Below are 23,697 nucleotides of genomic sequence, written 5' to 3'. Positions count from 1 at the left end.
AACGTGATGACCCTCGACGGCACCAACACCTGGGTGCTGCGCGAGCCGGGCGCCGCGCGCTCGGTCGTGGTCGACCCCGGGCCGTCGATCCTCAGCCACCTCGACGAGGTGGCCGAGCAGGCCGGCCAGGTCGGCGTGGTGCTGCTGACCCACCACCACCTCGACCACAGCGAGGCGGCCAAGGAGTTCGCGGAGCGGATGGGCTGCGGGGTCCGGGCCCTCGACCCCGCGCACCGGCTCGGCTCCGAGGGCCTGGCGGACGGCGACGTGGTCGAGGTCGACGGGCTCGAGGTGCACGTGGTCGGTACGCCCGGGCACACCGCCGACTCGCTCTCCTTCCTGGTCCCGGCCGAGCGGGCGATCCTCACCGGCGACACCGTGCTGGGCCGGGGCACCACCGTGGTGGCGCACCCCGACGGGCAGCTCGGCGCCTACCTGGACTCCCTGGACCGTCTGCACGCGCTGGCCGACGCCCGCGAGGCGCAGGCCATCTGGCCCGGCCACGGCCCGGTGATCACCGACGCGCTGGCGGCCCTGGACCTCTACCGGGCCCACCGCCGCGACCGCCTCGCGCAGGTGGAGCAGGCGCTGCTCGCCCTGGCCGACCAGCCGACGCTGGCCCGTGCCCTGTCCGAGCTGGACCTCGCCCCCGGCAGCGGAGCGACCGTGACCCCGCGCAGCGTGGTGGAGCGGGTCTACGCGGACGTCGACCCCGTGCTGTGGGGCGCCGCGGAGCTCTCGGTGCGGGCCCAGCTGGCCTACCTGGTCGAGCAGATCCGCTAGGCCGGGACGGCGCGCGCTGTCGGCGGTGCGTGCCATGCTCCGGCCCATGGGAGAGAGCACGAAGCACCACCGGTTGGACTACCTCGAGCTTCCCGTCGACGACCTGGCAGCCGCCAAGGCGTTCTACGGCGCGGCCTTCGGCTGGGAGTTCACCGACTACGGCCCCGGCCCCGACTACGTCGGGATCAAGGGCGGCGACGGCGAGGACGAGATCGGCGGCTTCCGCCTCGATCCCGACGCGACGTCCGGAGGGCCGCTGCCGATCCTCTTCTCCGACAATCTCGACGGCAGCCTGCAGGCCGTCCGGATCGCGGGCGGGGAGATCGCGATCGGGCCCTACGACTTCCCCGGTGGTCGGCGCTTCCACTTCCACGACCCCAGCGGCAACGAGCTCGCCGTGTGGTCGCCGGCGGGTGCCTGAGGCAGGGTGTCCGCTGAAGCCGACCGGAGGACCGCATCGTCCCCGTCTCCGCGCGTTTGCGATGATCACGGGCGTGAGCTCCCGGATCACCGACCCCGACCTGCTGGCCCGTGTGACGACCGCCGAGGAGGCGGCCGCCCACATCAACCCTGGCGACAACGTGGGGATGAGCGGCTTCACCGGCGCCGGTTACCCCAAGGAGGTGCCGACCGCGCTGGCCAAGCGGGTCCTGGCCGCCCGGGAGCGGGGCGAGGAGTTCAAGATCGGCCTGTGGACCGGCGCCTCCACCGCGCCGGACGCCGACGGCGTGCTGGCTGACGCACACGCGATCTCCCAGCGGCTGCCCTACAACTCCGACCCCACGCTGCGCGCCCTGATCAATGCCGGCGAGGTCGACTACGTCGACGCCCACCTGAGCCACTCCGCGCCGTACATGTGGTTCGGCTTCTACGGCCGGCTCGACGTCGCCGTGGTGGAGGTGACCGCCGTCCTGCCCGGCGGGATGCTGGTGCCGAGCAGCTCGGTCGGCAACAACAAGACCTGGTTGGACCAGGCCGACAAGGTGATCCTCGAGGTCAACTCCTGGCAACCACGCGAGTTCGAAGGCTTCCACGACGTCTACTACAAGACGGCGCTGCCACCGCACCGGGTGCCGATCCCGCTGGACGACCCCACCGACCGGATCGGCGAGCCCTACCTGCGGGTCGACCCGGCCAAGGTGGTCGCGGTGGTGGAGACCCGGGCCCCGGACCGCAACAGCGACTTCACCGCTCCGGACGCCGTCTCCGAGGCGATCGCCGGGCACGTGCTCGACTTCCTGCGTCACGAGGTCTCGGCGGGCCGGATGCCGCCCGAGCTGCTGCCGATCCAGTCCGGGGTGGGCAACGTCGCCAACGCCGTGCTGGCGGGCCTGGGCGGCAGCGAGTTCAGCGACCTGGTGGCGTTCACCGAGGTGATCCAGGACGGGATGCTCGACCTGCTCGACGACGGCACCCTGCGCTTCGCCTCCGCGACCTCGTTCGGGCTCTCGGACGCCGGGGTGAAGCGGTTCATGGACGGGATCGACCACTACAAGGGCCGGATCCTGCTGCGCAGCGAGGAGATCTCCAACCACCCCGAGCTGGTCCGCCGGCTCGGCGTGATCGCGATGAACGGGATGATCGAGACCGACATCTACGGCCACGTGAACTCCACCCACGTGATGGGCAGCGCGGTGATGAACGGGATCGGCGGCAGCGGCGACTTCGCCCGCAACGCCTACCTCAACTTCTTCGTCTCGCCCTCGACCGCCAAGGGCGGAGCGATCTCCTCGATCGTGCCGATGGCCAGCCACGTCGACCACACCGAGCACGACGTGCACGTGATCGTCACCGAGCAGGGACTCGCCGACCTGCGCGGGCTCTCCCCGCACGACCGCGCGCGCAAGGTGATCGCGAACTGCGCGCACCCGACGTACCGCGACCGGCTGACGGACTACATGGACCGCGCGATCGCCGCCCGGCCCACCGCGCGGCACACCCCGCACCTGCTCTCCGAAGCGCTGAGCTGGCACCAGAGGTACCTGGACACCGGGAGCATGTGAGCTAGCGGGTCCGGCGTCGGGTCGGCAGCGGCGACCGGTCGGTCGTCGTACGACTCGAGCGACCGCTCGGCGAACCGCTTGCGGCGCCACCAGGAGACGTTCTGGGTGTAGAGAACCCGGCGTGCGTAGGCCTCCGGGTGACCGTCGATCCGCTCCCAGTGCCGGGCCACCTGGAGGAGCGCGGTCTGCAGCAGGTCCTCGGCGAGGTGGTGGTCACCGGTGAGCAGGTACGCCGTCCGGCCCAGGGCGCGCGAACGCGCGGCCACGAACTCGTGGAACTGCTGCTCGTCGGCGCGCATCGCCACCCCCTTCACCACTCAAGACGCGCCGGAGGGCGCATCCGGGGGGTTGTGCGGCCGAGAAGTTCCTCAGCGGGAGCGGCGGCCCAGGCGCTCGACGTCCATGATCACCACGGAGCGCGGCTCCAGGCGGATCCAGCCGCGGGAGGCGAAGTCGGCCAGCGCCTTGTTGACCGTCTCGCGCGAAGCGCCGACCAGCTGGGCGAGCTCCTCCTGGGTGAGGTCGTGGTGCACGTGCACCCCGTCGTCGGCGGTGCGGCCGAACCTGTCGGCCAGGTCGAGCAGCGCCTTGGCCACCCGGCCGGGGACGTCGGAGAAGACCAGGTCGGAGACGACGTCGTTGGACTTGCGCAGCCGGCCAGCCAGCTGGGACAGCAGCCCGCGGGCCACCATCGGGCGGCCGTCGAGCCACTTGAGCAGGTCGTCGTGGCTCAGCGAGGCGAACGCGGCGTCGGTCACGGCGGTCACCGTCGCCGAGCGCGGGCCGGGATCGAAGAGGGAGAGCTCGCCGAACATCTGCCCGGGGCCCATCACGGCGAGCAGGTTCTCCCGGCCGTCGGCGGCCGAGCGGCCGAGCTTCACCTTGCCCTCGAGCACGATGTAGAGCCGGTCACCGGAGTCGCCCTCGTGGAAGAGGACCTCGCCGCGGCGCAGCCGGGTCTCGGCCATCGAGTTGCGCAGGGCCCCGGCGGCTTCGTCGTCGAGACTGCTGAAGAGTGGTGCCTGTCGCAGCACGTCGTTGTCCACGAGAAATCCTCCGGAAGGTGTGCGGCTCGTCCCAGAAACCGTCCGCTGAACAGGTGTCACCCTCGATCCTAGCCGTGGTGGGGGTCACAGGGGGAGAAGTGGGTGCATCGACGCCCGCTCGGGCCTGCCCCTGGTAGACGCGCGCCCGCGGTCCCAGAGGTGCTGTCGGCGTCGCCACGTACCCTGGGCGCGTGCCCGCCGCCCGTACTCCGTCCGCCCGACCCCGCTCAGGACCCGGCCCTGCGGCCGCGTCGGAGAAGCCCGACACCGCGCTGGTGCGCCGGGCCCGGAAGATCGACCGGGTGCTCGCCGAGACCTACCCCGACGCCGCCTGCGAGCTCGACTTCGACGACCCGTTCCAGCTCCTGGTGGTCACCGTGCTCAGCGCGCAGACCACCGACCGCCGGGTCAACGCGGTGCGTCCCACCCTGTTCGCGGCGTACCCGGACCCCAAGGCGATGGCCGCAGCGCCCCGCGAGCACCTGGAGCAGATCGTCGGCCCCCTGGGCTTCTTCCGGGCCAAGACCGAGGCGCTGCTCAAGCTGAGCGCGGCGCTGGTCGAGCGGTACGACGGCGAGGTCCCTCCCCGGCTCGAGGACCTGGTCACACTGCCGGGCGTGGGCCGCAAGACCGCCTTCGTGGTGCTCGGCAACGCGTTCGGCATCCCGGGGATCACCGTCGACACGCACTTCGGCCGGCTGGCCCGCCGCTTCGGCTGGACCACCGAGACCGACCCGGTCAAGGTCGAGCACGCCGTGGCCGCGCTGTTCCCGAAGAAGGACTGGACGATGCTGTCGCACCGGGTGATCTGGCACGGGCGCCGGCGGTGCCACGCCAAGAAGCCGGCCTGCGGCGCGTGCCCGGTGGCCAAGCTCTGCCCGTCGTACGGCGAGGGGCCCACCGACCCGATCGTCGCGGCCGCCCTGGTCAAGACGCAGGGGCCGGCGTGAGGGCTGCCATCCGGCGCTCGGTCGCCGCGCTGACGGCCGCGCTGCTGCTCGGGCTGGTCGCGGGGTGCACGAGTGACGACGGCTCGAACAGTGGCTCGTCCGGCGGCAGCCAGGCGGCCACCCTGCCGGCCCCGCTGCCCGACGTCGAGCTCGAGGGGTTCGACGGCGGCGAGCCGCTCGACCTGGCCGAGCTGCGCGGGCCCGCCGTGGTCAACTTCTGGGCCTCCTGGTGCGGTCCGTGCCGGCGCGAGATGCCGATCCTCGAGGAGTTCGCCCAGAAGCACGCCGGCGAGGTCGAGGTGGTCGGGATCGACTTCCAGGACGTGCAGACCGACGCCGCGCGCGACCTGGTGCAGGAGACCGGCGTGACCTACCCCCTCTACGTCGACCAGGACGGTGTGCTGGACCGGGCCGCCCCCTTCCCGCACCTGCGCGGCCTGCCGTTCTGGGCCTTCGTCGACGCGGAGGGACGCGTGGTGGAGTGGCAGTTCCTGGAGATCAAGGACCTGGCCCAGCTCGAGGAGCTCGTCGAGACCCACCTGGGGGTGGCATGACCGAGAGTCCCGACCTGAGCCGGTTCCCGACCTGGCTGCACCCGGTGGTGGAGCGCTGCGGGGAGGTCACCGCCGACCACCTGACCCGGTTCGTGGTGCCGCCCGACAGCGACCCGCGGCGCGGTGCCGTGCTGATGGTCTTCGCCGAGGGCGACGACGGCGAACCGGAGGTGCTGCTCACGGAGCGCGCCCACCACATGCGCAGCCAGCCGGGGCAGGTCTCCTTCCCGGGCGGGCACATCGACCCCGGGGAGACGGTCGTCGAGGCGGCCCTGCGCGAGGCCTGGGAGGAGATCGGGCTGGCGCCCGCCGAGGTCGAGGTCTTCGGGGAGCTCCCCGAGCTGTGGCTGCCCCCGGCCAACTTCGCCGTCACCCCGGTGCTCGGCTACTGGCGCGACCGCGGCGAGGTGAGCGTGGTCAGCCCCGACGAGGTGCACGCCATCCACCACGAGCGGATCTCCGAGCTCCTCGACCCCGCCCACCGGATCAGCGTCCGCCACCCGTCGGGCTGGGTCGGCCCCGGCTTCCTCATCGGCGAGGACAAAGAGCTCATCCTGTGGGGGTTCACCGCCGGGATCATCTCGCGGCTCTTCGAGTTCCTCGGGTGGGGCACGGAGTGGGACAGGTCCAAGATGCGCGAACTTCCGGCACGCATGCTGCAAGGTGAGCAGGCACGGGCCGACCTCGCGCCCAACACCAACCTGCGGGAGTAGTCGCGTGAACGTCCTGGACTGGGTCCTCCTGGTCATCGCAGCCACGTACGCGCTCTCCGGCTACTGGCAAGGCTTCATCACCGGCGCCTTCGCCACCGCCGGACTGCTCCTCGGTGGCCTGCTCGGGGTCTGGCTGGCGCCGGTCGCCCTGGGCGACGCGGCCCCCTCGCTCTGGGTCTCGCTGGGGGCGCTGCTGATCGTCATCCTCAGCGCCTCGGCCGGCCAGGCGCTGCTGCAGTACCTGGGCGCCCGGATCCGGGACGTGATCACCTGGCAGCCCGTGCGCGCGGTCGACGCGGTGGGCGGCGCCGCGCTCAGCGCAGCCGCCGTCCTGGTGGTGGCCTGGGCGCTGGGCGTGGCGATCTCCGGCTCCCGGATCGGCGCGATCACCCCGCTGGTGCGCAGCTCGGAGGTGCTGGCCCGGGTGGACCGGACGCTCCCGGACGGGGCGGACCGGGTGCTGCAGGCGTTCAACAACGTCGTCGGGACGACGTTCTTCCCCCGCTACCTGGAGCCGTTCGCCCCCGAGCGGATCGTCGATGTCGAGCCCGGGGACGCCCGGATGCTCCAGGACCCGGACGTGGTCGCCGCCGAGCCGGCGGTGCTCAAGGTCTACGGCAGCAACGAGTGCGGGCGGGGCGTCGAGGGCACCGGCTTCCTCTACGCGCCGGGGCGGCTGATGACCAACGCCCACGTGGTGGCCGGGGTCGACGAGCCGGAGGTGGTGCTGCCCGGCGGCGCCGTCCCGGCGACGGTCGTCCACTACGACCCCGACCTGGACGTCGCGGTGCTCGCCTTCGCCGCCGAGGGCCTGCCGACGCTCGCCTTCGACCTGGAGTCCGAGCCGCGTGAGGCGATCGCCGTCCTGGGCTACCCGCAGGACGGCCCCTACGACGTGCAGAGCGGGCGGATCCGCTCCGAGCAGCGGCTGCGCTCGCCCGACATCTACGGCAACGGGGCGGTGATCCGCGAGGTGCTCTCGCTCCGCGCCCAGGTGCGTCCCGGCAACTCCGGCGGCCCGGTGGTCAACTCCGACGGACAGGTGGTCGGCGTGGTCTTCGCCGCCTCCGTCTCCGACGTCGAGACCGGCTACGCGGTCACCTCGGAGCAGGTCGCCGAGAGCGCGGCGCTGGGCGTGCGCAGCAGCGACCCGGTGGACACCGGCACCTGCGCGGGCTGACCGGGCTGAGCGGTCAGCCGCGCTTGAGGATGTCCTTGGTCTCCTGCGCCTGGTGGATCGCCCGCTGCGGCGCCTTGACCTGGCGGACCTTGCGGTAGCCGAGGAACCCCAGCAGCGCGCCGATCGCGAGGTAGACCAGGGTGACGATCAGGAACGCCCAGTGCAGGTCCAGGCCGCGCCCGTTCCAGTGCAGGAAGTAGGCGATCGTCGCCGAGAGCATGATGACGGCCAGCAGGCCGAGGAATGCGGCACCGGCGAAGAGCCCGATGCCGGTGCCACCGGCCTTGACGCTGACCTTCAGCTCGCTCTTGGCGAGCTGGATCTCCTTGTTGATCAGGGTGGAGATGTCGCGACTCGCGTCGCTGATCAGTCGGCCGATGGTCGGATCGGTGTCCTTGACCGGTTCGGTTGCCATGGCGCGACCCTACACAACCCGCGGGAGGCCTCCCAGTGGCGTTGGTACGCTGGCCCCTGGTGTGCCGGGAAGTCTGGTCGGCTCACCGGCCGACCGGCCGGTGGAAGGCTGTTCCCGACCCCCCGAAAGGGCCCTCTGCGTGAGCGCGAACGACAACTCCTCCCCCGAGCACGGCCGAAACCCGGACGACCAGGTCTGGGCCTCCGGCCCGATCTACAGCATCAGCGACCGTCCGCTGGCCCGGCTGGTGGCTCGACCGCTGCGCGACTTCCTGCGGATCGAGGCCTCCGGCTCGATCCTGCTGCTGCTGGCCACCCTGGCGGCGCTGATCTGGGCCAACTCACCGGCCGCCGCCTCCTACGACTCGTTCTGGCACACCCCGATCACCCTGGACCTGGGGATCGTCGAGCTCTCCGAGAGCCTGCAGCACTGGGTCAACGACGCCCTGATGGTCATCTTCTTCTTCGTGGTCGGCCTGGAGATCAAGTACGAGCTGGTCAACGGCGACCTGCGCGACCCGAAGTCGGCCGCGCTGCCGATCGTGGCGGCCTTCGGCGGGATGGTCGTGCCCGCCGTGATCTACCTGGCCGTCGTCGGCGGCGGCGACGGCTCCTCGGGCTGGGGCATCCCGATGGCCACCGACATCGCGTTCGCGGTCGGCGTGCTCGGGGTGCTCGGACGACGGATCCCGTCGGCTGCCCGGCTCTTCCTGCTCACCCTGGCGATCGTCGACGACATCGGCGCGATCATCGTGATCGCCGTCTTCTACACCGAGGACCTCGCCCTGGGCTGGCTGGCGCTGGCCGGGGTGCTGCTGCTGGTCATGGTGGCGATGCGCGCGCTGAAGATCTGGGCGATCTGGGCCTACGCCGTGGTCGGCGTGCTGCTCTGGTTCGCGATGCTCGAGTCCGGCGTGCACGCCACCCTGGCCGGCGTCGCGATCGGCCTGATCACCCCCGCGGTGGCGCTGCTGCGTGAGGACGTCTCCCGCACCTACGCCCAGGAGGCGCTCGCCGACAAGCGGCTGGACCCCGAGGAGCTGAGCCGGCTCCGGTTCCTGCTCAACGAGTCGGTGCCGGTCGTGGAGCGCCTCCAGACCTCGCTGCACCCGCTCTCGGCGTACGTCGTGCTCCCCGTCTTCGCGCTCGCCAACGCCGGGGTCAACCTCGGCGGCGGCGTGCTGGGCGAGGCGGTCCAGTCCGACATCGCGCTGGGCATCGTGGCCGGCCTGGTGCTCGGCAAGCCGATCGGCATCCTGCTGTTCAGCTTCCTGGCGGTGAAGATCGGCCTCGGCCGGCTGCCCGAGCACACCACCTGGCCGATGATCGGCGGCCTCGGCGCGGTCGCCGGCATCGGGTTCACCGTCAGCCTGTTCATCGCCGGGCTCTCCTTCCCCGGTGCCGAGCTGCTGACCGAGGAGGCGAAGGTCGGCATCCTCGGCGCCTCGGTGATCGCCGCGGTGATCGGTGTGGTGCTGCTGCTGGTCCTCTCGCCCAAGGACGCCGAGGCGGAGCTGGAGCCGGACCCCGAGGGCGAGGCCCGGGTCTGACGCACGACGCCCCTCGTCCCGTGCGGGACGAGGGGCGTGCGGGCGGTCCGTGAGCAGCGTCGGCTCAGTCCTCCGAGGCGGCCGCGCCGGACTCCTTCTGCTTGATCAGGTCCATCACCGTGGAGTCGGCCAGGGTGGTGACGTCGCCGACCTCCCGGTTCTCCGCGACGTCCTTGAGCAGGCGGCGCATGATCTTGCCCGAGCGGGTCTTCGGCAGCTCGGGCACGATCATCACCTGGCGGGGCTTGGCGATCGCGCCGATCTCCTTGGCCACGTGGGTGCGCAGCTCGTTGACGATGTCCGCCCCGCCGTCGCCGGCGGCGTCGCGCAGGATCACGAACGCGCAGACCGCCTGACCGGTGGTGTCGTCCGCGGCCCCGACCACGGCCGCCTCGGCGACCTTGGGGTGGGAGACCAGGGCGGACTCGATCTCGGTGGTGGAGAGCCGGTGCCCGGACACGTTCATCACGTCGTCGACCCGGCCGAGCAGCCAGATGTCGCCGTCCTCGTCCTTCTTGGCGCCGTCGCCGGCGAAGTAGAACCCGGGCCAGCGCGACCAGTAGGTGTCCTTGAACCGCTGGTCGTCGCCCCAGATCGTGCGCAGCATCGCCGGCCACGGCTCCTTGAGCACGAGGTAGCCGCCGGACCCGTTCGGCACGGACTTCGCCTCGTCGTCGACCACGTCGGCCGAGATGCCGGGCAGCGCCTTCATCGCCGACCCCGGCTTGCCGGCGGTGACGCCCGGCAGCGGGGAGATCATGATCTGACCGGTCTCGGTCTGCCACCAGGTGTCGACGATCGGTGCCCGTTCGGCGCCGATGTGCTTGCGGTACCACATGTAGGCCTCGGGGTTGATCGACTCACCGACCGAGCCGAGGAGCCGGATCGAGGAGAGGTCGAACTTCGCCGGGATGTCGTCGCCCTGCTTCATGAAGGTCCGGATCGCGGTGGGCGCGGTGTAGAAGATGGTCACGCCGTACTTCTCCACGATCTCCCACCAGCGGCCCTTGTGCGGGGAGTCGGGGGTGCCCTCGTACATCACCTGGGTGGCGCCGTTGGCCAGCGGTCCGTAGACCAGGTAGGAGTGGCCGGTCACCCAGCCGACGTCGGCGGTGCACCAGTAGACGTCCGTGTCGGCCTTGAGGTCGAAGACGCTCCAGTGCGTGTACGACGTCCCCACCAGGTAGCCGCCGGTGGTGTGCAGGATGCCCTTGGGCTTGCCGGTGGTGCCGGAGGTGTACATGACGTAGAGCGGGTGCTCGGAGTCGTGCAGCTCGGCCTCGTGCTCGGTCGAGGCGGCGTCGACGACGTCGTGCCACCACACGTCGCGGGTCTCGTCCCAGTCGACCTCCTGGCCGGTACGCCGCACGACCAGCACCTTCTCCACCTGCTGGCCCTGCGCCTCGGCCTTGACCACGGCCTCGTCGACGGCGGGCTTGAGCGCGGAGGCGTTGCCCCGGCGGTAGCCGCCGTCGGCGGTGATGATCACCTTCGCCTCGCAGTCGCTGACCCGCGAGGCGAGCGCGTCGGCGGAGAACCCGCCGAAGACGACCGTGTGCGGCGCTCCGAGCCGGGCGCAGGCGAGCATCGCCACCACGGTCTCGGGGATCATCGGCATGTAGATGGCCACCCGGTCGCCCTTGCGCACGCCGAGCTCGGTGAGCGCGTTCGCGGCCTTGCAGACCTCGTCCTGGAGCTGGGCGTAGGTCAGGTCGCGGGTGTCGTCCGCGGGCTCGCCGACCCAGTGCAGGGCGACCTTGTCGCCGCGGCCGGCCGCGACGTGCCGGTCGACGCAGTTGACCGAGGCGTTGATCGTGGCGCCGGTGAACCACTTGGCGAAGGGCGGGTTGCTCCAGTCGAGGACCTGGTCCCACTTCTGGCCCCAGTCGAGGCGCTCGGCGGCGTCGGCCCAGAAGGCCTCGCGGTCGGCGTCCGCCCGCTCGTAGGCCTCCGCGGTGACGTTGGCGGAGGCGGCGAGGTCGGCGGGCGGCTCGAAGCGGCGGTTCTCCTGGAGCAGGTTCGACAGCGTGTCGTCAGCCATGAGAGGGGACTCCTGTGTGTGGGAAGGGGTGGACTGTGACCGAGGTCTCGTCGCGACGAATGTACCCAGATCCCGCGGGACGGCGTACGAGAGGTGGGAGGGCTGCTCCCGTCGTACGCCGCCCCGCAGGGTGTCTCAGTGCACGACGGCCCGCTCGGCGCCCGCGCCGGTGAGGGCGCGGACCTCGAGCTCGGTGTAGCGCTCGGCCGCCTCGGGCTCACGCGAGGTGATCGACCCGATGAAGCCGAGCAGAAAGCCCAGCGGGATCGAGACGATGCCCGGGTTCTGCAGCGGGAACCAGGCGAAGTCGGCGTCCGGGAAGAGCGCCGTCTCCGAGCCGGAGAAGACCGGCGAGAAGATCACCAGGCCGACCGCCGAGATCAGGCCGCCGTAGATGCTCCACACCGCCCCGCGGGTGTTGAAGCCCCGCCAGAACATGTTGAACAGGATCGCCGGCAGGTTCGCCGAGGCCGCCACCGCGAAGGCCAGGGCGACCAGGAAGGCGATGTTGAGCGACTGCGCCGGGATCGCCAGCAGGATCGCCACCAGGCCGATCACGGCGGCCGCGATCCGCGACACCTTCATCTCCTCCGCCTCGGTCGCCTGCCCCTTGCGGATCACCGAGTTGTAGATGTCGTGCGCCACCGACATCGACGACGTCAGCGTGAGCCCGGCCACCACCGCGAGGATCGTGGCGAAGGCGACCGCCGCGATCAGCGCCAGCAGGATCGCCCCGCCGGTGGAGCCGACCCCGCCACCCACCACCTCGGCGAGCCTGGGTGCGGCCAGGTTGCCCGCGGCGTCGAAGTCGTCCGGGGCGATCAGCGCGGCCGCGCCGAAGCCCAGCACCAGGGTGAAGAGGTAGAAGGTGCCGATCAGTCCGATCGCCCAGAGCACCGACTTGCGGGCGTCCCGCGAGGTCGGGGTGGTGTAGAAGCGGATCAGGATGTGCGGCAGACCCGCGGTGCCGAGCACCAGGGCCAGCCCGAGGGAGATGAAGTCGATCTTGCTGGTCAGGTCGGCGCCGTACCGCAGGCCCGGCTCGAGGAACGCCTGCCCGGCCCCGTTGTTGGCGGCCGCCGCACCCAGCAGGTCGGAGATGTTGAAGTCGAACTTGATCAGCACCAGCACCACGATCAGCGCCGAGCCGGTCATCAGCAGCACCGCCTTGACGATCTGCACCCAGGTGGTGCCCTTCATCCCGCCGACGGTCACGTAGAAGATCATCAGCGCGCCGACCACGAAGATCGTCAGGTTCTTCACCCAGCCGCCCTCCACGCCGAGCAGCAGCGCGACCAGGGCGCCCGCGCCGACCATCTGGGCCAGCAGGTAGAAGATCGAGACCGCGACCGTGCTCACCGCGGCCGCGGTCCGCACCGGGGTCTGCCGCATCCGGTAGGCGAGCTGGTCGGCCATCGTGTAGCGGCCGGAGTTGCGCAGCACCTCGGCGACCAGCAGCAGCGCCACCAGCCAGGCGACCAGGAAGCCGATCGAGTAGAGGAAGCCGTCGTAGCCGTAGAGCGCGATCGCTCCGGAGATGCCGAGGAACGAGGCGGCCGACATGTAGTCGCCGCCGATCGCCAGCCCGTTCTGGAAGCCGGAGAAGCCGCGGCCGCCGGCGTAGTAGTCGGCCGCGCCCGAGGTCTGCCGGCTCGCCCAGAAGGTGATGCCGACGGTGAGCGCGACCACCGCGAGGAAGAGCGCGGCGGTGAGGATCTGGTTGCCGTCCATCAGAGGTCCGCCTCCTCGGCGCCGTCGCGGCCGGTCTCGGGCTGGTGCCCGGGGCGGGGACTGCCGGTGATTCCGCGGCCCGCCCGGTCGGCGTCGAACTCCTCGTTGAGCTGGCGGGCCAGCGGGTCCAGGTGCTTGTTGGAGTACTGGCTGTAGAGGTAGGCGATGCCGAAGGTCGTGACGAACTGGAGCAGCCCGAAGACCAGCGCCACGTTGATGTTGCCGAAGAGCACGTGGTTCATGAAGCCGGGCGCGAACATCGACATCACCACGTACAGGCCGTACCAGCCCATGAACACCGCGGTGGCGGGGATGATGAAGCGGCGGTAAAGGTGGCGCAGGCGGGCGAACTCCGGTTGCTCGGCGAGATGGTCGTAGATCGGATCGTGGCGCGCGGCCTGGTCGGATGTGCTCATGGGGGCTCCCTCCCTGGGGGTCGTGTGACGTGAGTCACCTTGGACCGGCGCGCGAGCCGGCGCGAGCCTGCGAGGTGCACGCATCGCCCAGCGGAGGCGCCGGATCGACGAACGGTCGGTGCGCCGCGACGAACGGCGCCGGGTAGCGTTCTCCCGACGGCCCACGGAGGCCGACGGAAGGCTGAGAGGTGCGGACCAGGACCGAGTGGCTGGGTGCGGCGGTGGCCACCCTGACGTTGGGCGTGCTCGTGCTCCTGGACGTCGCCCAGCGCGATGCCGCGGTGGCGCTCTCCCCGTTGTTCGCGCTCGCTCCCCTGATCGCCGCCGCGGTGCTGCCGGGGCGGGTCACCGCGCTGTTCGCGGCCGCGGCCGTGCTGCTCGCCGTGGCCGCCGGCTGGTGGAACGGGGACGCCGACACCACCCAGCACTGGGTCCGGGTCGTGGACGTGCTGCTGATGGGTGCGGCCGCGGTCGCGGTGGCCGCCTTCCGGGTCTACCGCGAGCGTCAGGTGCTCCGGCTGACCACGATCGCGGAGGTCGCCCAGCGGGCGGTGCTCCCGGTGCTGCCGGCCCACGCCCGGCGTACCGACATCGCCGTGCGCTACCAGTCGGCGGCCCGGGACGCGGTGATGGGCGGGGACCTGTACGACTGCTACCACTCGCGCAGCCACACCCGGTTCCTGCTCGGAGACGTGCGGGGCAAGGGGATCGAGGCGATCGAGCAGGCGGCCCGGGTGATCCGCGCGTTCCGCCAGGCCGCCGCCGTGCAGCGTGAGCTCGGTGTGGTCGCCGAGGACATGAGCGGCTACCTGATGCCGTTCTTCGACGAGGAGGAGTTCGTCACCGCGGTGCTGATCGACACCACCGAGGCCGGCCGGGCGTCGCTGGTCAACGCCGGGCACCCGCCGCCGCTGCTGGTGCGGGCCGACGGGACGTGCGAGTTCATCGAGGTCCCCGCGGACCTGCCGCTGGGGCTCGGGGTGAGCTTCGAGCGGCACGAGTTCACCTGGGAGCCCGGCGACCGGCTGCTGCTCTACACCGACGGGGTGAGCGAGGCACGAGACGCCCGCGGAGAGTTCCTGGACCTGCGCAGCGTGGCGCCGCTGCTGGTCGGGGGCACCGTGGACGACGCTCTCGACCGGCTGCTGGGCGGGGTCCGCGCGCACGCGGTCGGCGGCGAGCTCAACGACGACGTGGCGGTGCTGCTGCTCGAGCACACCGCCGCCGGCGACGAGTACCTCCCCCAGGCGGGGGAGCACGACTGGCGTACGTCGCTGCAGCGCTGACCAGCGCTCCAGGTCGATGGTCGCTAGCGCTCCAGGTCGACCGCCTCAGGGGTGTGCAGCCGCACCATGAACCGGCGGGCGTCGACCCGGGAGCGGCCCGCGGTGGCTCGGCTGACCAGCACCATCGTGGCGAACGCCGCCGGGACGCTCCAGGCGGCCGGCTGCCCCAGCAGCACGGTCGTCCAGCCGGTGGTCGCGGTCGTCACCAGCGTCCAGACCACCGCGAACCCCGAGCCCAGCCCGCCCACCACCAGGCCGGCGATCGCCCCCGGCGCGGTCAGCCCCCGCCACCAGATGCCCAGCACCAGCAGCGGGCAGAACGTCGAGGCCGCGACCGCGAAGGCCAGGCCGACCACCCGGGCCAGCCCCACGTCGGCCGCGGTGAGCGCGAGGACCCCGGGCACCACCACCGCGAGCACCGCGCCCACCCGGAAGGCGGCCACCCCCGAGAGGCGGCGCCCGCCGTACCTCCGCCCGGTCACGTCCTGGCCGAGCACGCCGGCCACCGCGATGGTCAGCCCCGAGGCGGTGGAGAGGAAGGCGGCGAACGCGCCGGCGGTGAGCAGGCCGGTCAGCACCTCCCCACCCAGGCCGGGCAGCATCAGCCGGGGCAGCTCCAGCACCAGCGAGTCGGCACCGCCGGTCTCGGCCAGCTCGGCGGCGTAGACCCGGCCCAGGGCGCCGTAGACGGGCGGCAGCAGGTAGAAGAGGCCGAGCAGGCCCAGCACCACGAGCGTCGTACGTCGGGCCGCCCGCCCGTCGGGGTTGGTGTAGAAGCGGACCACCACGTGCGGCAGCCCCATGGTGCCCAGGAAGGTCGCCACGATCAGCGAGTAGGTCACGTAGAGCCCCTGGGGTCCGCCCTCGCCCAGCGGGATCGACCAGCCGCCGGACCCGTCCGGGGTGCCGGCCCCGGCCGGGTTGACCGCCCCGTCGCCGACCCAGACCACCAGGAGCACGGCGGCCGGCACCAGCAGGGCGGTCAGCTTGAGCCAGTACTGGAACGCCTGGACGAAGGTGATCGAGCGCATGCCGCCCGAGGTCACGTTGGCCAGCACCACCAGGGTCACCACCAGCGTGCCCACCCACGGGGGTGCGCCGACCGCGGAGCGCAGCGTGAGCCCGGCCCCCTGGAACTGGGGCAGCAGGTAGAGCCAGCCGATCACCACCACCAGCAACGAGCAGACCGCCCGGACCGCCCGGGACTGCAGCCGGGCCTCGGCGAAGTCGGGCAGCGTGTAGGCGCCCGAGCGGCGCAGCGGGGCGGCGACCAGGACCAGCAGCACCAGGTAGCCGGCGGTCCAGCCAACGGGATACCAGAGCATGTCGGCGCCGAAGGTCAGCACCAGTCCCGCGACGCCGAGGTAGGAGGCGGCCGAGAGGTACTCCCCGCCGATCGCCGAGGCGTTCAGCCCGGGACGCACCGTGCGGGAGGCGACCATGAAGTCGCTGGTGGTGCGCGAGATCCGCAGCCCCCAGGTGCCGATCGCCAGGGTCGTCAGCGAGACCAGCACCACGCCGGTCAGCCCGGACCAGGAGTCGATCACCGGGCGTCCGCCTGCCCGTCCGGCGCGCACTCGGCCTCATCCGCCGTTCGCGCCGGCAGCGTCCCGGCGACCAGGTCGGCGAAGTCGGCCTCGTTGGCCTCGGCCCGGCGGACGTAGACCCAGCCCAGCAGCAGCAGCAGCGGGTAGACGAGCACCCCCAGCAGCAGCCACGGGATCGGCACCCCGAGCAGTCGCACCTCGGCCAGGTGCGGGGCCAGGTGGAAGAGCAGCGGCAGCGCGCCGACCGTCAGCGCCAGCACCAGCAGCACGCCCAGGGCCAGGCGGCGCTGCTCGCCGACCAGGCTGCCCATGAGGATGTCGCCGACCCGGGTGCCCGCGTCGATGTCGGGGGTGCCTGGTCGCCGTGCCGCTCCGGTACGCCGAGGCGGCCCGGTGACCCGGACCCGTTCGGGCGGCGCCGGGCTCATCGCCGCACCAGCAGCTCGCGCAGCGCCCGCGTGTGCCGGCGGCTCACCGCGAGCTCGACCCCGCCGACCACGACGGTGCAGCGGCCCTGGTCCATCCGCAGCTCGCGGACGTGGGGCAGGGAGACCAGCAGGGATCGGTGGATCCGGACGAACCCGGCCGCCCCCCACTCGGACTCCAGGCTGGAGAGCGGGGTGCGGACCAGGTAGGAGTCGGAGTCGGTGTGCAGCCGGGCGTAGTCCCCCTGGGCCTCCACGTGGGTGATGTCGCTGCGGCTGACGAACCGGGTCACCCCGCCGCGCTCGACCGGGACCTGCTCGTCGCCGGGAGCCTGCGGCCCGGCGCCGCCCTCGACCACCCGGCGTACGGCCTCGGCGAGCCGGTCCTCCCGGACCGGCTTGAGCACGTAGTCGACGGCGCGCAGCTCGAAGGCCTCGACCGCGTGCTGCTCGGAGGCGGTCACGAAGACGATCGGCGGCGGTGCCTTGAACCGGGCGAGCACCTGCGCCATCTCCAGCCCGGTGAGCCCCGGCATCGAGATGTCGAGGAAGACCGCCCCGACCTCGTGCTCGCGCAGCACCCTGAGCGCCTGGGTGGCGGAGTCGCAGGTCAGCACCTCGACCACCCGGGGGTCGCGGGAGAGCAGCCAGGAGAGCTCGTCCAGGGTGGGTTGCTCGTCGTCGACCACCAGGACGCGCAGCCCGCCCGGCTCCTGGCTCATGCGTGCACCCCCGGGGCGAACTTCGGCACCCGCACGGTCACCTTGGTCCCGGCGCCCCGGGCGGTCTCGACCACCAGGCCGTAGTCGTCGCCGAAGGCGTTGCGCAGCCGGGCGTCGACGTTGCCCAGCCCTACCGAGTCGAGCGCCTCGTCGCCGGCCAGGGCGCGGCGTACCCGCTCGGGGTCCTCGCCGACGCCGTTGTCCTCCACCTCGATCACGCACTCCTGGCCCAGGTCGCGGGCCACGATGCTCAGGTGGCCCACCCCCTCGGCGGCCTCCAGCCCGTGGCGGACGGCGTTCTCGGCCAGGGGCTGGATGCACAGGAACGGCACCGTCACCGGCAGCACCTCGGGGGCGATCTGCAGGGTCACCCGCAGCCGGTCGCCGAACCGGGCCTGCTCGAGCAGCAGGTAGCGCTCGATCGAGCGAAGCTCCTCGGCCAGGGTGGTGAACTCGCCGTGGCTGCGGAAGGAGTAGCGGGTGAAGTCGGCGAACTCCAGCAGCAGCTCGCGCGCCCGGTCGGGGTCGGTCCGGACGAAGCTGGCAATCGCGCCGAGGGAGTTGTAGATGAAGTGCGGGCTGATCTGCGCGCGCAGGGCACGCACCTCGGCCTCCATCGCCCGGGTCCGCTGGGCGTCGAGCTCGGCGAGCTCGAGCTGCCCGCTGACCCACCGGGCGACCTCGTGGGTGGCCAGCAGCAGCCCGGCCGTGGGTTGGGGAGCGAAGGCCAGCAGGGCGCCGACCATCCGCTCCTCGACCACCAGCGGGGTGGCGATGGCGTGCCGGACCGGACAGGTGGAATCCACGCAGGCGAGGTCGCCGGAGTCCGCCGTGCGGGTGCCGCCGTGCTCGAAGACCGGGCGCAGCAGGTCCGGCACCTGGTCGGTGTGGTGGCTGCCCACCCCGTCCCAGGCCAGCACGCCGGCGGTGTCGGTCAGCGCGACCGCCGGGGAGCCCAGCAGCGCCCGCAGGTGCTTGACCGACCGCTCGGCGCTGGTGGTGGTGAGCCCTTCGCGCAGCGCGGGGGAGGCGAGCGAGGCGGTGTGCAGCGTGTGGAAGGTGGCGCGGTCGGCCTCGGTGCCCAGCGGCGTACGTCGGAGGAACCGCGGCCACACGCTCATGTGACGCAGGTTACTGGGCGGGCGCCCTCATCGCTCGCAGCGCTTGGTGACCTCGGCGCGACACAGGTCCTTCCCGCTCCAGCCGTCGATCCGGTCGCGTCCGCGTCCGCCGATCAGCCGGTCGTCGCCGAGGCTGCCGAGGATCCGGTCGCGGCCCCGGCCGCCGCTGAACCGGGCCCGCATCCCGTCCGGGCAGTTGTCGAAGAAGTCGTTGGTGTAGAGCTCGTGGTAGTTGTCCGCCAACCGCGAGATCCGGTCGCTGCCCCTGCCGCCGGTCGCCTTGAGGTCGCAGCCGGTGAGGGAGAGGCGGTTCGGTCCGGAGGTGCCGAGCAGGACGGCCCGCGCGGCCAGCAGCCACGCGTCCTCGAACCCGGTCGCGGTGGCCTCGGCCGGCCCGCTCAGGGACTCGTCGGTGTGCACCTCGCCGCGGGCCAGGTCGAGGGAGAGCTGGCCGTCCAGGCTGCCCAGGTTGAGGTAGTCCCGGCCGCGGCCGCCGACGAAGGTGTCGCCTGCGGCGGAGGTGTAGGTCAGCACCGTCACCTCGTCGTCGCCGGAGCCGGCGAAGACCTGGACGGCGCCCTCCCCAGCGTCGTCCTCGACGCAGATCACGTCGTCGCCGCCGAGCGCCCGCACGGTCGCGGGCGGGGTGGCCACGATGACGTCGCGGCCCTCGGTGCCGACCAGCTCGCCCGTGCCGGTCAGCGTCGCTTCCGCGAACCAGCAGCCGTAGTGCTCCGTGCCGGCCACCGCCGTGGTCGTCGTGCTGGCCGAGGCGCCGGCGACGAGGCTGGAGGCCGCCAGGACTCCGGCGGTGAGGACGAGGACAGGGCGGACGCGCATGCGAGCTCCTTGGTGGTACGGGGTGGACGGCAGTGAGACGCCGCCGGGACCAGGAAAGTTGTGGGCCGGTGCGCGACCGGGCTCAGCGGCGCTCGCAGGACTTCCGCTTCTCGGCCTGGCACAGGTCACGGCCGGGCCCGCCGACGGCCTTGTCGCGGCCCGGTCCGCCGTAGAGCTTGTCGCGGCCCTCGCCGCCGACCAGCTTGTCCCGCCCGGGGCCGCCGAGCATCTTCGAGCGCTTGCCGCAGCCGTACGCGGGGCTGTCGAGCCGCTTGAGCACGTCACCCCGACCGAGGCCGTACGCCCGCACGGTGCACCCGCCGACGCTGAGCCGGTTGCCTTGGCCGTCACCCTTCGCGGTGGCGTTGCGCGCCCACACGGTGGCGTCGGTGAAACCGGTGGCGGTGGCGACCAACGCGCCGCGCTTGCGCCCGCCACGCAGCACCTGGCCGGCACCGAGGTCGACGGTGAGGCGCTCGCCGGGCGAGGAGATCTCGAGCTCGTCGCGGCCCTCGCCGCCGTCGTACCGGCTGTCGGTGGCCGCCTGCGGAGCCGCCTCCACGTGGTCGTTGCCCGCGTCCATGGTGACCAGCACCGAGCCCACGGGACCGCCGGAGGCGTCGGTGTAGCGGAGCCGCTCGTTGCTCGGCGAGCCGCGGAAGATGAACCGGCCGGCGGTCGGGACCAGGTCGAACTGCTCGAAGGCCACCCAGTTGTGCTGGCGCTTCTCGTTGCGGTTGGCCACCCCCTTGCCGTTGTGGATCCACCAGGAGGCACTGCCGGACAGGTCGAGGTCGAGGGTGTCGCTGTTGCGCCCGCCGGAGATGCTGCCGGCGGTGCGGGCGGTCACCCCGCGCAGCGCCAGCCGGTCGTTGCCCGGCCCGAGGTCGACGGTGTCGGCGTTGGGCTGGCCGGGCGCGCCGGAGGCCACCACGTCGTCGCCGCCGCCGGTGAGGAGCGTGTCGGCGTCCACGTCGGCCACCAGGCCCTCGCCGTGGGTGCCGACGGTGTCGGCGCCCTCGCCGCCGAAGAACCGGTCCGATCCCGCGCCGAGGAAGACGCTCGCCGGGGCGTCGCCGGCGCTGATGGTGTCGACCACGTCGTCGCCCGTCGCGGTGTCGACGTACGGCGTCCCGCCGGTCACGCAGACCAGGTCGTCACCGCCCAGGGCGCTGACCACCGAGGCGCCGTTGGTGACCACCACGTCATTGCCGGGAGTCGCGGTGAGGGGCACGCCCGGGGTGCCGACGACGGTGGCGGCGGCGCCGCGGCAGGTCTCCACCGCGTACGCCGGGCCGACCCCGACGGCGGCGAGGCCGCTCGCGCCGAGGCAGGTGGCGGCGAGTCCGGCGAGCAGCCGGCTCCTGGACGGGATGCGGACACTCATCAAGATCCCCCTCGAGACTGGACGACCGTCGGCACCGGACGCCGTCGGTCCTCCGAGCATGCCTCGCCGGCGGGTCGCTCAAACCCCGCCCGAGCAGATCGCGCTCAGATCAGCGGAAGTCGATCAGCAGCATGTCGGTGTCCGTGCCGTCGGAGCGGAACGTCTCCAGGCTGCGCGCCCGCCGGGCCGCCTCCGACCGGTCCGACCGGTCCGACCGGTCGGCCGGGACGTCCGGGCCGGCCTCGACCGCTCCGTCCTCCGGCTCCGCGGCCGACTCGCTCGCCGCCGGATCGTCGTCGGTGCGGAAGAGTCCCGGCTGGTGCACGACCTGGGTGCGCAGGCAGCGCACCAGGTGCGGAAGCTGCATGCCGTCCATGCCGCGGCCGTACTCGGCGTACAGGTCGAGCACCTCGGCCACCCGGTCCTCCTGGGCGGCGGGGTCGAGCCTGGCCACGTGCGGGCGGCAGAGCACCAGGTCGCGGACCGACTCGGCGTTGATGTCCTGCCAGGCCTTGAAGGTCTTCTCCTCCACGAAGCTGAAGAGCGGGGAGTGCACCAGCTGGTCGTGCACCGGGGGGCGCTCGGCGTCCGGGCCGTCGAGCAGGCGGCCCAGCCGACGCACCCACGGGATCCGCTCGTCGCGCTCGTGCCAGACCAGCGCGAGGTGGCCGCCGGGGCGCAGCGTCCGCGCGATCGCGTCCAGGGCGGGCTCGGTCTCGAAGAGGTGGAACGACTCCGCGCAGACCACCACGTCGACCGAGCGGTCCGGGACTCCCGGCTCCTCGGCCCGGCAGGTGCTGGTGCGGGGCGCGCGGGCGCCCCGGGGCAGCTGCTCCAGCAGCACCTCCAGCATCGCCGGCTCGGCGTCGGTCGCGTGCACGTCGTGGCCGGCGGCGACCAGCTGACGGGTCAGCCGACCCGTCCCGGCGCCCAGCTCGAGCACGCTGCGGGCGGACCCGCCGACCAGCCAGTCCGCGACCTCCCGGGAGTAGTCCGGGCTCCCGCGGTGGTAGACCCGTGCCTCGTCGCGCGTGAGGGGGGCCCGGTCCGGGGGTTGCTCGCTGGTCATTGGCCCCAGGCTACTAGCGTGGAGGAGTGAGCACGGACCCCTTGGCCTGGTTGACGCAGCTCGAGGGCGTCTCCTCGGCGTACGCCGCCACCCGCGACGGCATCGACGTGATGCTGCGAGACCGCGGACTACGGCGTACCTCCCCGGAGACCACGGCGGAGTCGCTGATGCGCGGCGCCCACGCCTCGGCGGTGCTCGAGGGATCCGCCAGTGAGCTGGCCGACCTGGCCGAAGGGCGCGGCGACCAGGTCGCCCAGGACGCGCTGCGGCTCTCCGCGGTGCTGCTCTCCACCGCGCCGGCGCTCTCCACGTCGCCGTTGCAGGCGCTGGCCCGGCTGCACGCGGTCGCCTCGGCGACCTCGCTGCCCGAGGACCAGCGCGGTCGCCCCCGCGACCAGGCCTCGGCGGACCGGCTGCGGAGGGTCTCCGAGCTGCTGCTCGCCCCCACCGAGGCCCCGGCCCTGCTGGTGGCCGCGCTCGTGCACGCCGACCTCGCCACCGCTGCGCCGTTCCCCTCCCACAACGGGATCGTCGCCCGGGCCGTGGAGCGGCTGGTGCTGGTGGCCCGCGGGGTGGACGCCAAGTCGCTGGTCGTCCCCGAGGCCGGCCACCTCGCGTTGCGGCCCCAGTACGAGTCCAACCTGCGCGCCTACCGCGACGGCGGGGAGCGCGGGGTGCACGCCTGGGCGCTGTACGCCGCCGAGGCGTACGCCGCAGGCGCCGAGGCGAGCCCGCTGCGCCGCTCCGCGGGCTGAGATGCGAGCGGCACCCGAGCCTTCTGGATCGGGTGCCGCTGCTGACACGTGCGCCGGGCTACCAGGCGTGCATCTCTGAGTTGTGGCCCAGCAGTCTCCCGCCGGGACCATCTCCCTTGCGAAGGGTGGATCGCCGCGTGGGTACCCGGCGCACGTGCTGTACTCCGGAGTTCTGCTCTCTGTTCTACGCCCCTCCCCGGGGGCACGCAAGCCCGGCGGACGTGGCCCCCAGCACGCTGTGCGGATATCGGTCGGGCGCGCTTCGAGCCGGCCCGCCGGGAGCCTGGCGGGAGCCTGGAGCGACGCTCAGGCCGGTCCGTGACGCCGCTTGGCGCTCGCCCACACGTAGCCGCCGACGGCTACCACGCCGCCGACCGCCAGCGCGGCCAGCGCCGGCTTGCCGGGCAGCCCCACGCGGGAGCGCAGCGCCACCGGGCGGCTGAAGGTGAGCACCGGCCAGCCGCGCTCGGTCGCGATCCGACGCAGCTCCTTGTCCGGGTTGACCGCGAACGGTCGCCCGACCACCTGGAGCATCGGCACGTCGGTGACGGAGTCGCTGTAGCCGTAGCTCTCGGCGAGGTCGTATCCGCACTCATGGGCCAGCGACTCGATCGCCCGCGCCTTCTCCTCGGCGTACGCGTAGTACTCGATGTCGCCGGAGTACTTGCCGTCGACGATCTCCAGCCGGGTCGCGACGACCCGGTCGGCGCCCAGCATCTCCGCGATCGGTCCGACGACCTCGAGGCCGCTGGCGGAGACCACGACCACGTCGCGCCCGGCGGCGTGGTGCTCCTCGATCAGCTCGACGGCCTCGTCGTAGACGATCGGGTCGACGACGTTGTGCAGGGTGTCGGCGACGATCTCGCGGACCGTGGCGACGTCCCAGCCGGCGACCAGCTTGGACATGAACAGGCGCATCCGCTCCATCTGGTCGTGATCGGCGCCGCCGACCAGGTAGACGAACTGCGCGTAGGCCGAGCGCAGCATCGCGCGGCGGGTGATGAGTCCGCCGGCCTGGAACGGGCGGCTGAACGCGAGCGTGCTCGACCGGGCGATGATCGTCTTGTCGAGGTCGAAGAAGGCCGCAGTGGAGCTGGGCATGTGCTCCATCGTAGGTCGGGGGTGCTGCCCGGCACCGGGAAACGGCCCCGTGGCCCTGCACAG

24 protein-coding genes are annotated in these 23,697 nt (G+C 72.5%); 10 read left to right on the top strand and 14 right to left on the bottom strand.

The features are described from left to right. The first annotated feature begins 6 nt into the window (after nucleotides 1-6). From H8838_RS18045 to H8838_RS18035, 3 genes are all read left to right on the top strand, one after another. A complete protein-coding gene (locus tag H8838_RS18045) occupies nucleotides 7-783 on the top strand; it encodes an MBL fold metallo-hydrolase (protein WP_181312121.1) in 777 nt (258 codons plus the stop codon). Nucleotides 784-829: 46 nt separating this feature from the next. After that, nucleotides 830-1,204 carry a VOC family protein gene (locus H8838_RS18040; RefSeq protein WP_185994420.1) on the top strand — a complete coding sequence of 125 codons (375 nt, stop codon included), beginning with the start codon at nucleotides 830-832 and terminating at the stop codon, nucleotides 1,202-1,204. Nucleotides 1,205-1,277: 73 nt separating this feature from the next. After that, complete coding sequence (locus tag H8838_RS18035) at nucleotides 1,278-2,786, top strand: acetyl-CoA hydrolase/transferase family protein (RefSeq protein ID WP_224766245.1); 1,509 nt, start codon at nucleotides 1,278-1,280, stop codon at nucleotides 2,784-2,786. Here H8838_RS18035 and H8838_RS20105 read toward each other — a convergent pair. Further along, entirely contained in the window at nucleotides 2,678-3,085 is a 408-nt protein-coding gene (locus H8838_RS20105) for a sigma factor (protein ID WP_224766244.1), read from the bottom strand. The genes H8838_RS18035 and H8838_RS20105 overlap by 109 nt on opposite strands. Before the next feature lie 69 nt (nucleotides 3,086-3,154). Continuing rightward, the gene (locus H8838_RS18025) at nucleotides 3,155-3,832 is read right to left on the bottom strand and encodes a Crp/Fnr family transcriptional regulator (RefSeq protein ID WP_181312006.1); all 678 of its coding nucleotides are present in this window, start codon (nucleotides 3,830-3,832) and stop codon (nucleotides 3,155-3,157) included. A gap of 272 nt (nucleotides 3,833-4,104) precedes the next feature. On the opposite strand from H8838_RS18025, the gene nth reads away from it, so the two are divergent. From nth to H8838_RS18005, 4 genes are read left to right on the top strand one after another with little or no spacing between them, the layout of a single operon-like run. Next, nucleotides 4,105-4,782, top strand: coding sequence for an endonuclease III (gene nth, locus H8838_RS18020; RefSeq protein WP_219924369.1), 678 nt, complete (start codon nucleotides 4,105-4,107; stop codon nucleotides 4,780-4,782). Next, nucleotides 4,779-5,336, top strand: coding sequence for a TlpA family protein disulfide reductase (locus tag H8838_RS18015; RefSeq protein WP_185994421.1), 558 nt, complete (start codon nucleotides 4,779-4,781; stop codon nucleotides 5,334-5,336). The genes nth and H8838_RS18015 overlap by 4 nt, the downstream gene beginning before the upstream one ends. Further along, on the top strand, nucleotides 5,333-6,049 hold the full coding sequence (locus tag H8838_RS18010) for an NUDIX hydrolase (protein ID WP_181312003.1): 717 nt from the start codon (nucleotides 5,333-5,335) through the stop codon (nucleotides 6,047-6,049). The genes H8838_RS18015 and H8838_RS18010 overlap by 4 nt, the downstream gene beginning before the upstream one ends. A 4-nt stretch (nucleotides 6,050-6,053) precedes the next feature. Continuing rightward, complete coding sequence (locus H8838_RS18005; protein ID WP_185994422.1) at nucleotides 6,054-7,229, top strand: MarP family serine protease; 1,176 nt, start codon at nucleotides 6,054-6,056, stop codon at nucleotides 7,227-7,229. 13 nt (nucleotides 7,230-7,242) lie between these two features. Here H8838_RS18005 and H8838_RS18000 read toward each other — a convergent pair whose 3' ends face one another. Next, nucleotides 7,243-7,644, bottom strand: coding sequence for a phage holin family protein (locus H8838_RS18000; protein ID WP_181312001.1), 402 nt, complete (start codon nucleotides 7,642-7,644; stop codon nucleotides 7,243-7,245). Nucleotides 7,645-7,783: 139 nt separating this feature from the next. Between H8838_RS18000 and nhaA the strand changes: the two genes are divergently transcribed. After that, complete coding sequence (gene nhaA, locus H8838_RS17995) at nucleotides 7,784-9,193, top strand: Na+/H+ antiporter NhaA (RefSeq protein ID WP_224766243.1); 1,410 nt, start codon at nucleotides 7,784-7,786, stop codon at nucleotides 9,191-9,193. 64 nt (nucleotides 9,194-9,257) lie between these two features. Here the strand turns inward: nhaA and acs are convergent, their stop codons facing one another. The 3 genes from acs to H8838_RS17980 form a co-directional block, all read right to left on the bottom strand. Further along, entirely contained in the window at nucleotides 9,258-11,234 is a 1,977-nt protein-coding gene (gene acs / locus H8838_RS17990) for an acetate--CoA ligase (RefSeq protein WP_181311999.1), read from the bottom strand. A gap of 135 nt (nucleotides 11,235-11,369) precedes the next feature. Continuing rightward, nucleotides 11,370-12,965 carry a solute symporter family protein gene (locus H8838_RS17985; protein ID WP_181311998.1) on the bottom strand — a complete coding sequence of 532 codons (1,596 nt, stop codon included), beginning with the start codon at nucleotides 12,963-12,965 and terminating at the stop codon, nucleotides 11,370-11,372. Continuing rightward, complete coding sequence (locus H8838_RS17980) at nucleotides 12,965-13,381, bottom strand: DUF485 domain-containing protein (protein ID WP_181311997.1); 417 nt, start codon at nucleotides 13,379-13,381, stop codon at nucleotides 12,965-12,967. The genes H8838_RS17985 and H8838_RS17980 overlap by 1 nt, the downstream gene beginning before the upstream one ends. 188 nt (nucleotides 13,382-13,569) lie before the next feature. Here H8838_RS17980 and H8838_RS17975 point away from each other — a divergent pair, with 188 nt between their 5' ends. Further along, on the top strand, nucleotides 13,570-14,667 hold the full coding sequence (locus tag H8838_RS17975) for a PP2C family protein-serine/threonine phosphatase (protein ID WP_181311996.1): 1,098 nt from the start codon (nucleotides 13,570-13,572) through the stop codon (nucleotides 14,665-14,667). Nucleotides 14,668-14,690: 23 nt separating this feature from the next. Here H8838_RS17975 and H8838_RS17970 read toward each other — a convergent pair whose 3' ends face one another. The 7 genes from H8838_RS17970 to H8838_RS17940 form a co-directional block, all read right to left on the bottom strand. Then, entirely contained in the window at nucleotides 14,691-16,214 is a 1,524-nt protein-coding gene (locus tag H8838_RS17970) for a sodium/solute symporter (protein WP_224766242.1), read from the bottom strand. Further along, a complete protein-coding gene (locus H8838_RS17965) occupies nucleotides 16,211-16,642 on the bottom strand; it encodes a hypothetical protein (RefSeq protein ID WP_224766241.1) in 432 nt (143 codons plus the stop codon). Before H8838_RS17965 ends, H8838_RS17970 begins: the two co-directional genes overlap by 4 nt. Next, entirely contained in the window at nucleotides 16,639-17,361 is a 723-nt protein-coding gene (locus H8838_RS17960; protein WP_185994424.1) for a LytR/AlgR family response regulator transcription factor, read from the bottom strand. The genes H8838_RS17965 and H8838_RS17960 overlap by 4 nt, the downstream gene beginning before the upstream one ends. After that, a complete protein-coding gene (locus H8838_RS17955; RefSeq protein ID WP_185994425.1) occupies nucleotides 17,358-18,482 on the bottom strand; it encodes a sensor histidine kinase in 1,125 nt (374 codons plus the stop codon). Before H8838_RS17955 ends, H8838_RS17960 begins: the two co-directional genes overlap by 4 nt. A 27-nt stretch (nucleotides 18,483-18,509) precedes the next feature. Further along, a complete protein-coding gene (locus H8838_RS17950) occupies nucleotides 18,510-19,322 on the bottom strand; it encodes a hypothetical protein (protein ID WP_185994426.1) in 813 nt (270 codons plus the stop codon). Between the two features lie 82 nt (nucleotides 19,323-19,404). Further along, a complete protein-coding gene (locus H8838_RS17945; RefSeq protein WP_185994427.1) occupies nucleotides 19,405-20,709 on the bottom strand; it encodes a calcium-binding protein in 1,305 nt (434 codons plus the stop codon). 109 nt (nucleotides 20,710-20,818) lie between these two features. Next, the gene (locus H8838_RS17940; protein ID WP_185994428.1) at nucleotides 20,819-21,778 is read right to left on the bottom strand and encodes a class I SAM-dependent methyltransferase; all 960 of its coding nucleotides are present in this window, start codon (nucleotides 21,776-21,778) and stop codon (nucleotides 20,819-20,821) included. 26 nt (nucleotides 21,779-21,804) lie between these two features. Here H8838_RS17940 and H8838_RS17935 point away from each other — a divergent pair, with 26 nt between their 5' ends. After that, complete coding sequence (locus H8838_RS17935) at nucleotides 21,805-22,533, top strand: Fic family protein (RefSeq protein ID WP_181311990.1); 729 nt, start codon at nucleotides 21,805-21,807, stop codon at nucleotides 22,531-22,533. Between the two features lie 306 nt (nucleotides 22,534-22,839). Here the strand turns inward: H8838_RS17935 and H8838_RS17930 are convergent, their stop codons facing one another. After that, entirely contained in the window at nucleotides 22,840-23,634 is a 795-nt protein-coding gene (locus H8838_RS17930; protein WP_224766240.1) for an HAD family hydrolase, read from the bottom strand. Nucleotides 23,635-23,697 lie beyond the last annotated feature (63 nt).

It is taken from the genome of Nocardioides campestrisoli (assembly GCF_013624435.2).
In the GTDB taxonomy this organism is placed as follows: domain Bacteria; phylum Actinomycetota; class Actinomycetes; order Propionibacteriales; family Nocardioidaceae; genus Nocardioides; species Nocardioides campestrisoli.
The sequence above is the reverse complement of the archived record's forward strand: the minus strand, read 5'-3'. Positions and strand labels throughout refer to the sequence as shown.

Bases quoted from the DNA above. Each gene is read 5' to 3' on its own strand.
- H8838_RS18045 (WP_181312121.1), top strand. From the start codon at position 7: ATGACCCTCGACGGCACCAACACCTGGGTGCTGCGCGAGCCGGGCGCC.
- H8838_RS18040 (WP_185994420.1), top strand. From the start codon at position 830: ATGGGAGAGAGCACGAAGCACCACCGGTTGGACTACCTCGAGCTTCCC.
- H8838_RS20105 (WP_224766244.1), bottom strand. From the start codon at position 3,085: ATGCGCGCCGACGAGCAGCAGTTCCACGAGTTCGTGGCCGCGCGTTCG.
- H8838_RS18010 (WP_181312003.1), top strand. From the start codon at position 5,333: ATGACCGAGAGTCCCGACCTGAGCCGGTTCCCGACCTGGCTGCACCCG.
- H8838_RS18000 (WP_181312001.1), bottom strand. From the start codon at position 7,644: ATGGCAACCGAACCGGTCAAGGACACCGATCCGACCATCGGCCGACTG.
- acs (WP_181311999.1), bottom strand. From the start codon at position 11,234: ATGGCTGACGACACGCTGTCGAACCTGCTCCAGGAGAACCGCCGCTTC.
- H8838_RS17985 (WP_181311998.1), bottom strand. From the start codon at position 12,965: ATGGACGGCAACCAGATCCTCACCGCCGCGCTCTTCCTCGCGGTGGTC.
- H8838_RS17980 (WP_181311997.1), bottom strand. From the start codon at position 13,381: ATGAGCACATCCGACCAGGCCGCGCGCCACGATCCGATCTACGACCAT.
- H8838_RS17965 (WP_224766241.1), bottom strand. From the start codon at position 16,642: ATGAGCCCGGCGCCGCCCGAACGGGTCCGGGTCACCGGGCCGCCTCGG.
- H8838_RS17960 (WP_185994424.1), bottom strand. From the start codon at position 17,361: ATGAGCCAGGAGCCGGGCGGGCTGCGCGTCCTGGTGGTCGACGACGAG.
- H8838_RS17955 (WP_185994425.1), bottom strand. From the start codon at position 18,482: ATGAGCGTGTGGCCGCGGTTCCTCCGACGTACGCCGCTGGGCACCGAG.
- H8838_RS17950 (WP_185994426.1), bottom strand. From the start codon at position 19,322: ATGCGCGTCCGCCCTGTCCTCGTCCTCACCGCCGGAGTCCTGGCGGCC.
- H8838_RS17945 (WP_185994427.1), bottom strand. From the start codon at position 20,709: ATGAGTGTCCGCATCCCGTCCAGGAGCCGGCTGCTCGCCGGACTCGCC.
- H8838_RS17940 (WP_185994428.1), bottom strand. From the start codon at position 21,778: ATGACCAGCGAGCAACCCCCGGACCGGGCCCCCCTCACGCGCGACGAG.
- H8838_RS17930 (WP_224766240.1), bottom strand. From the start codon at position 23,634: ATGCCCAGCTCCACTGCGGCCTTCTTCGACCTCGACAAGACGATCATC.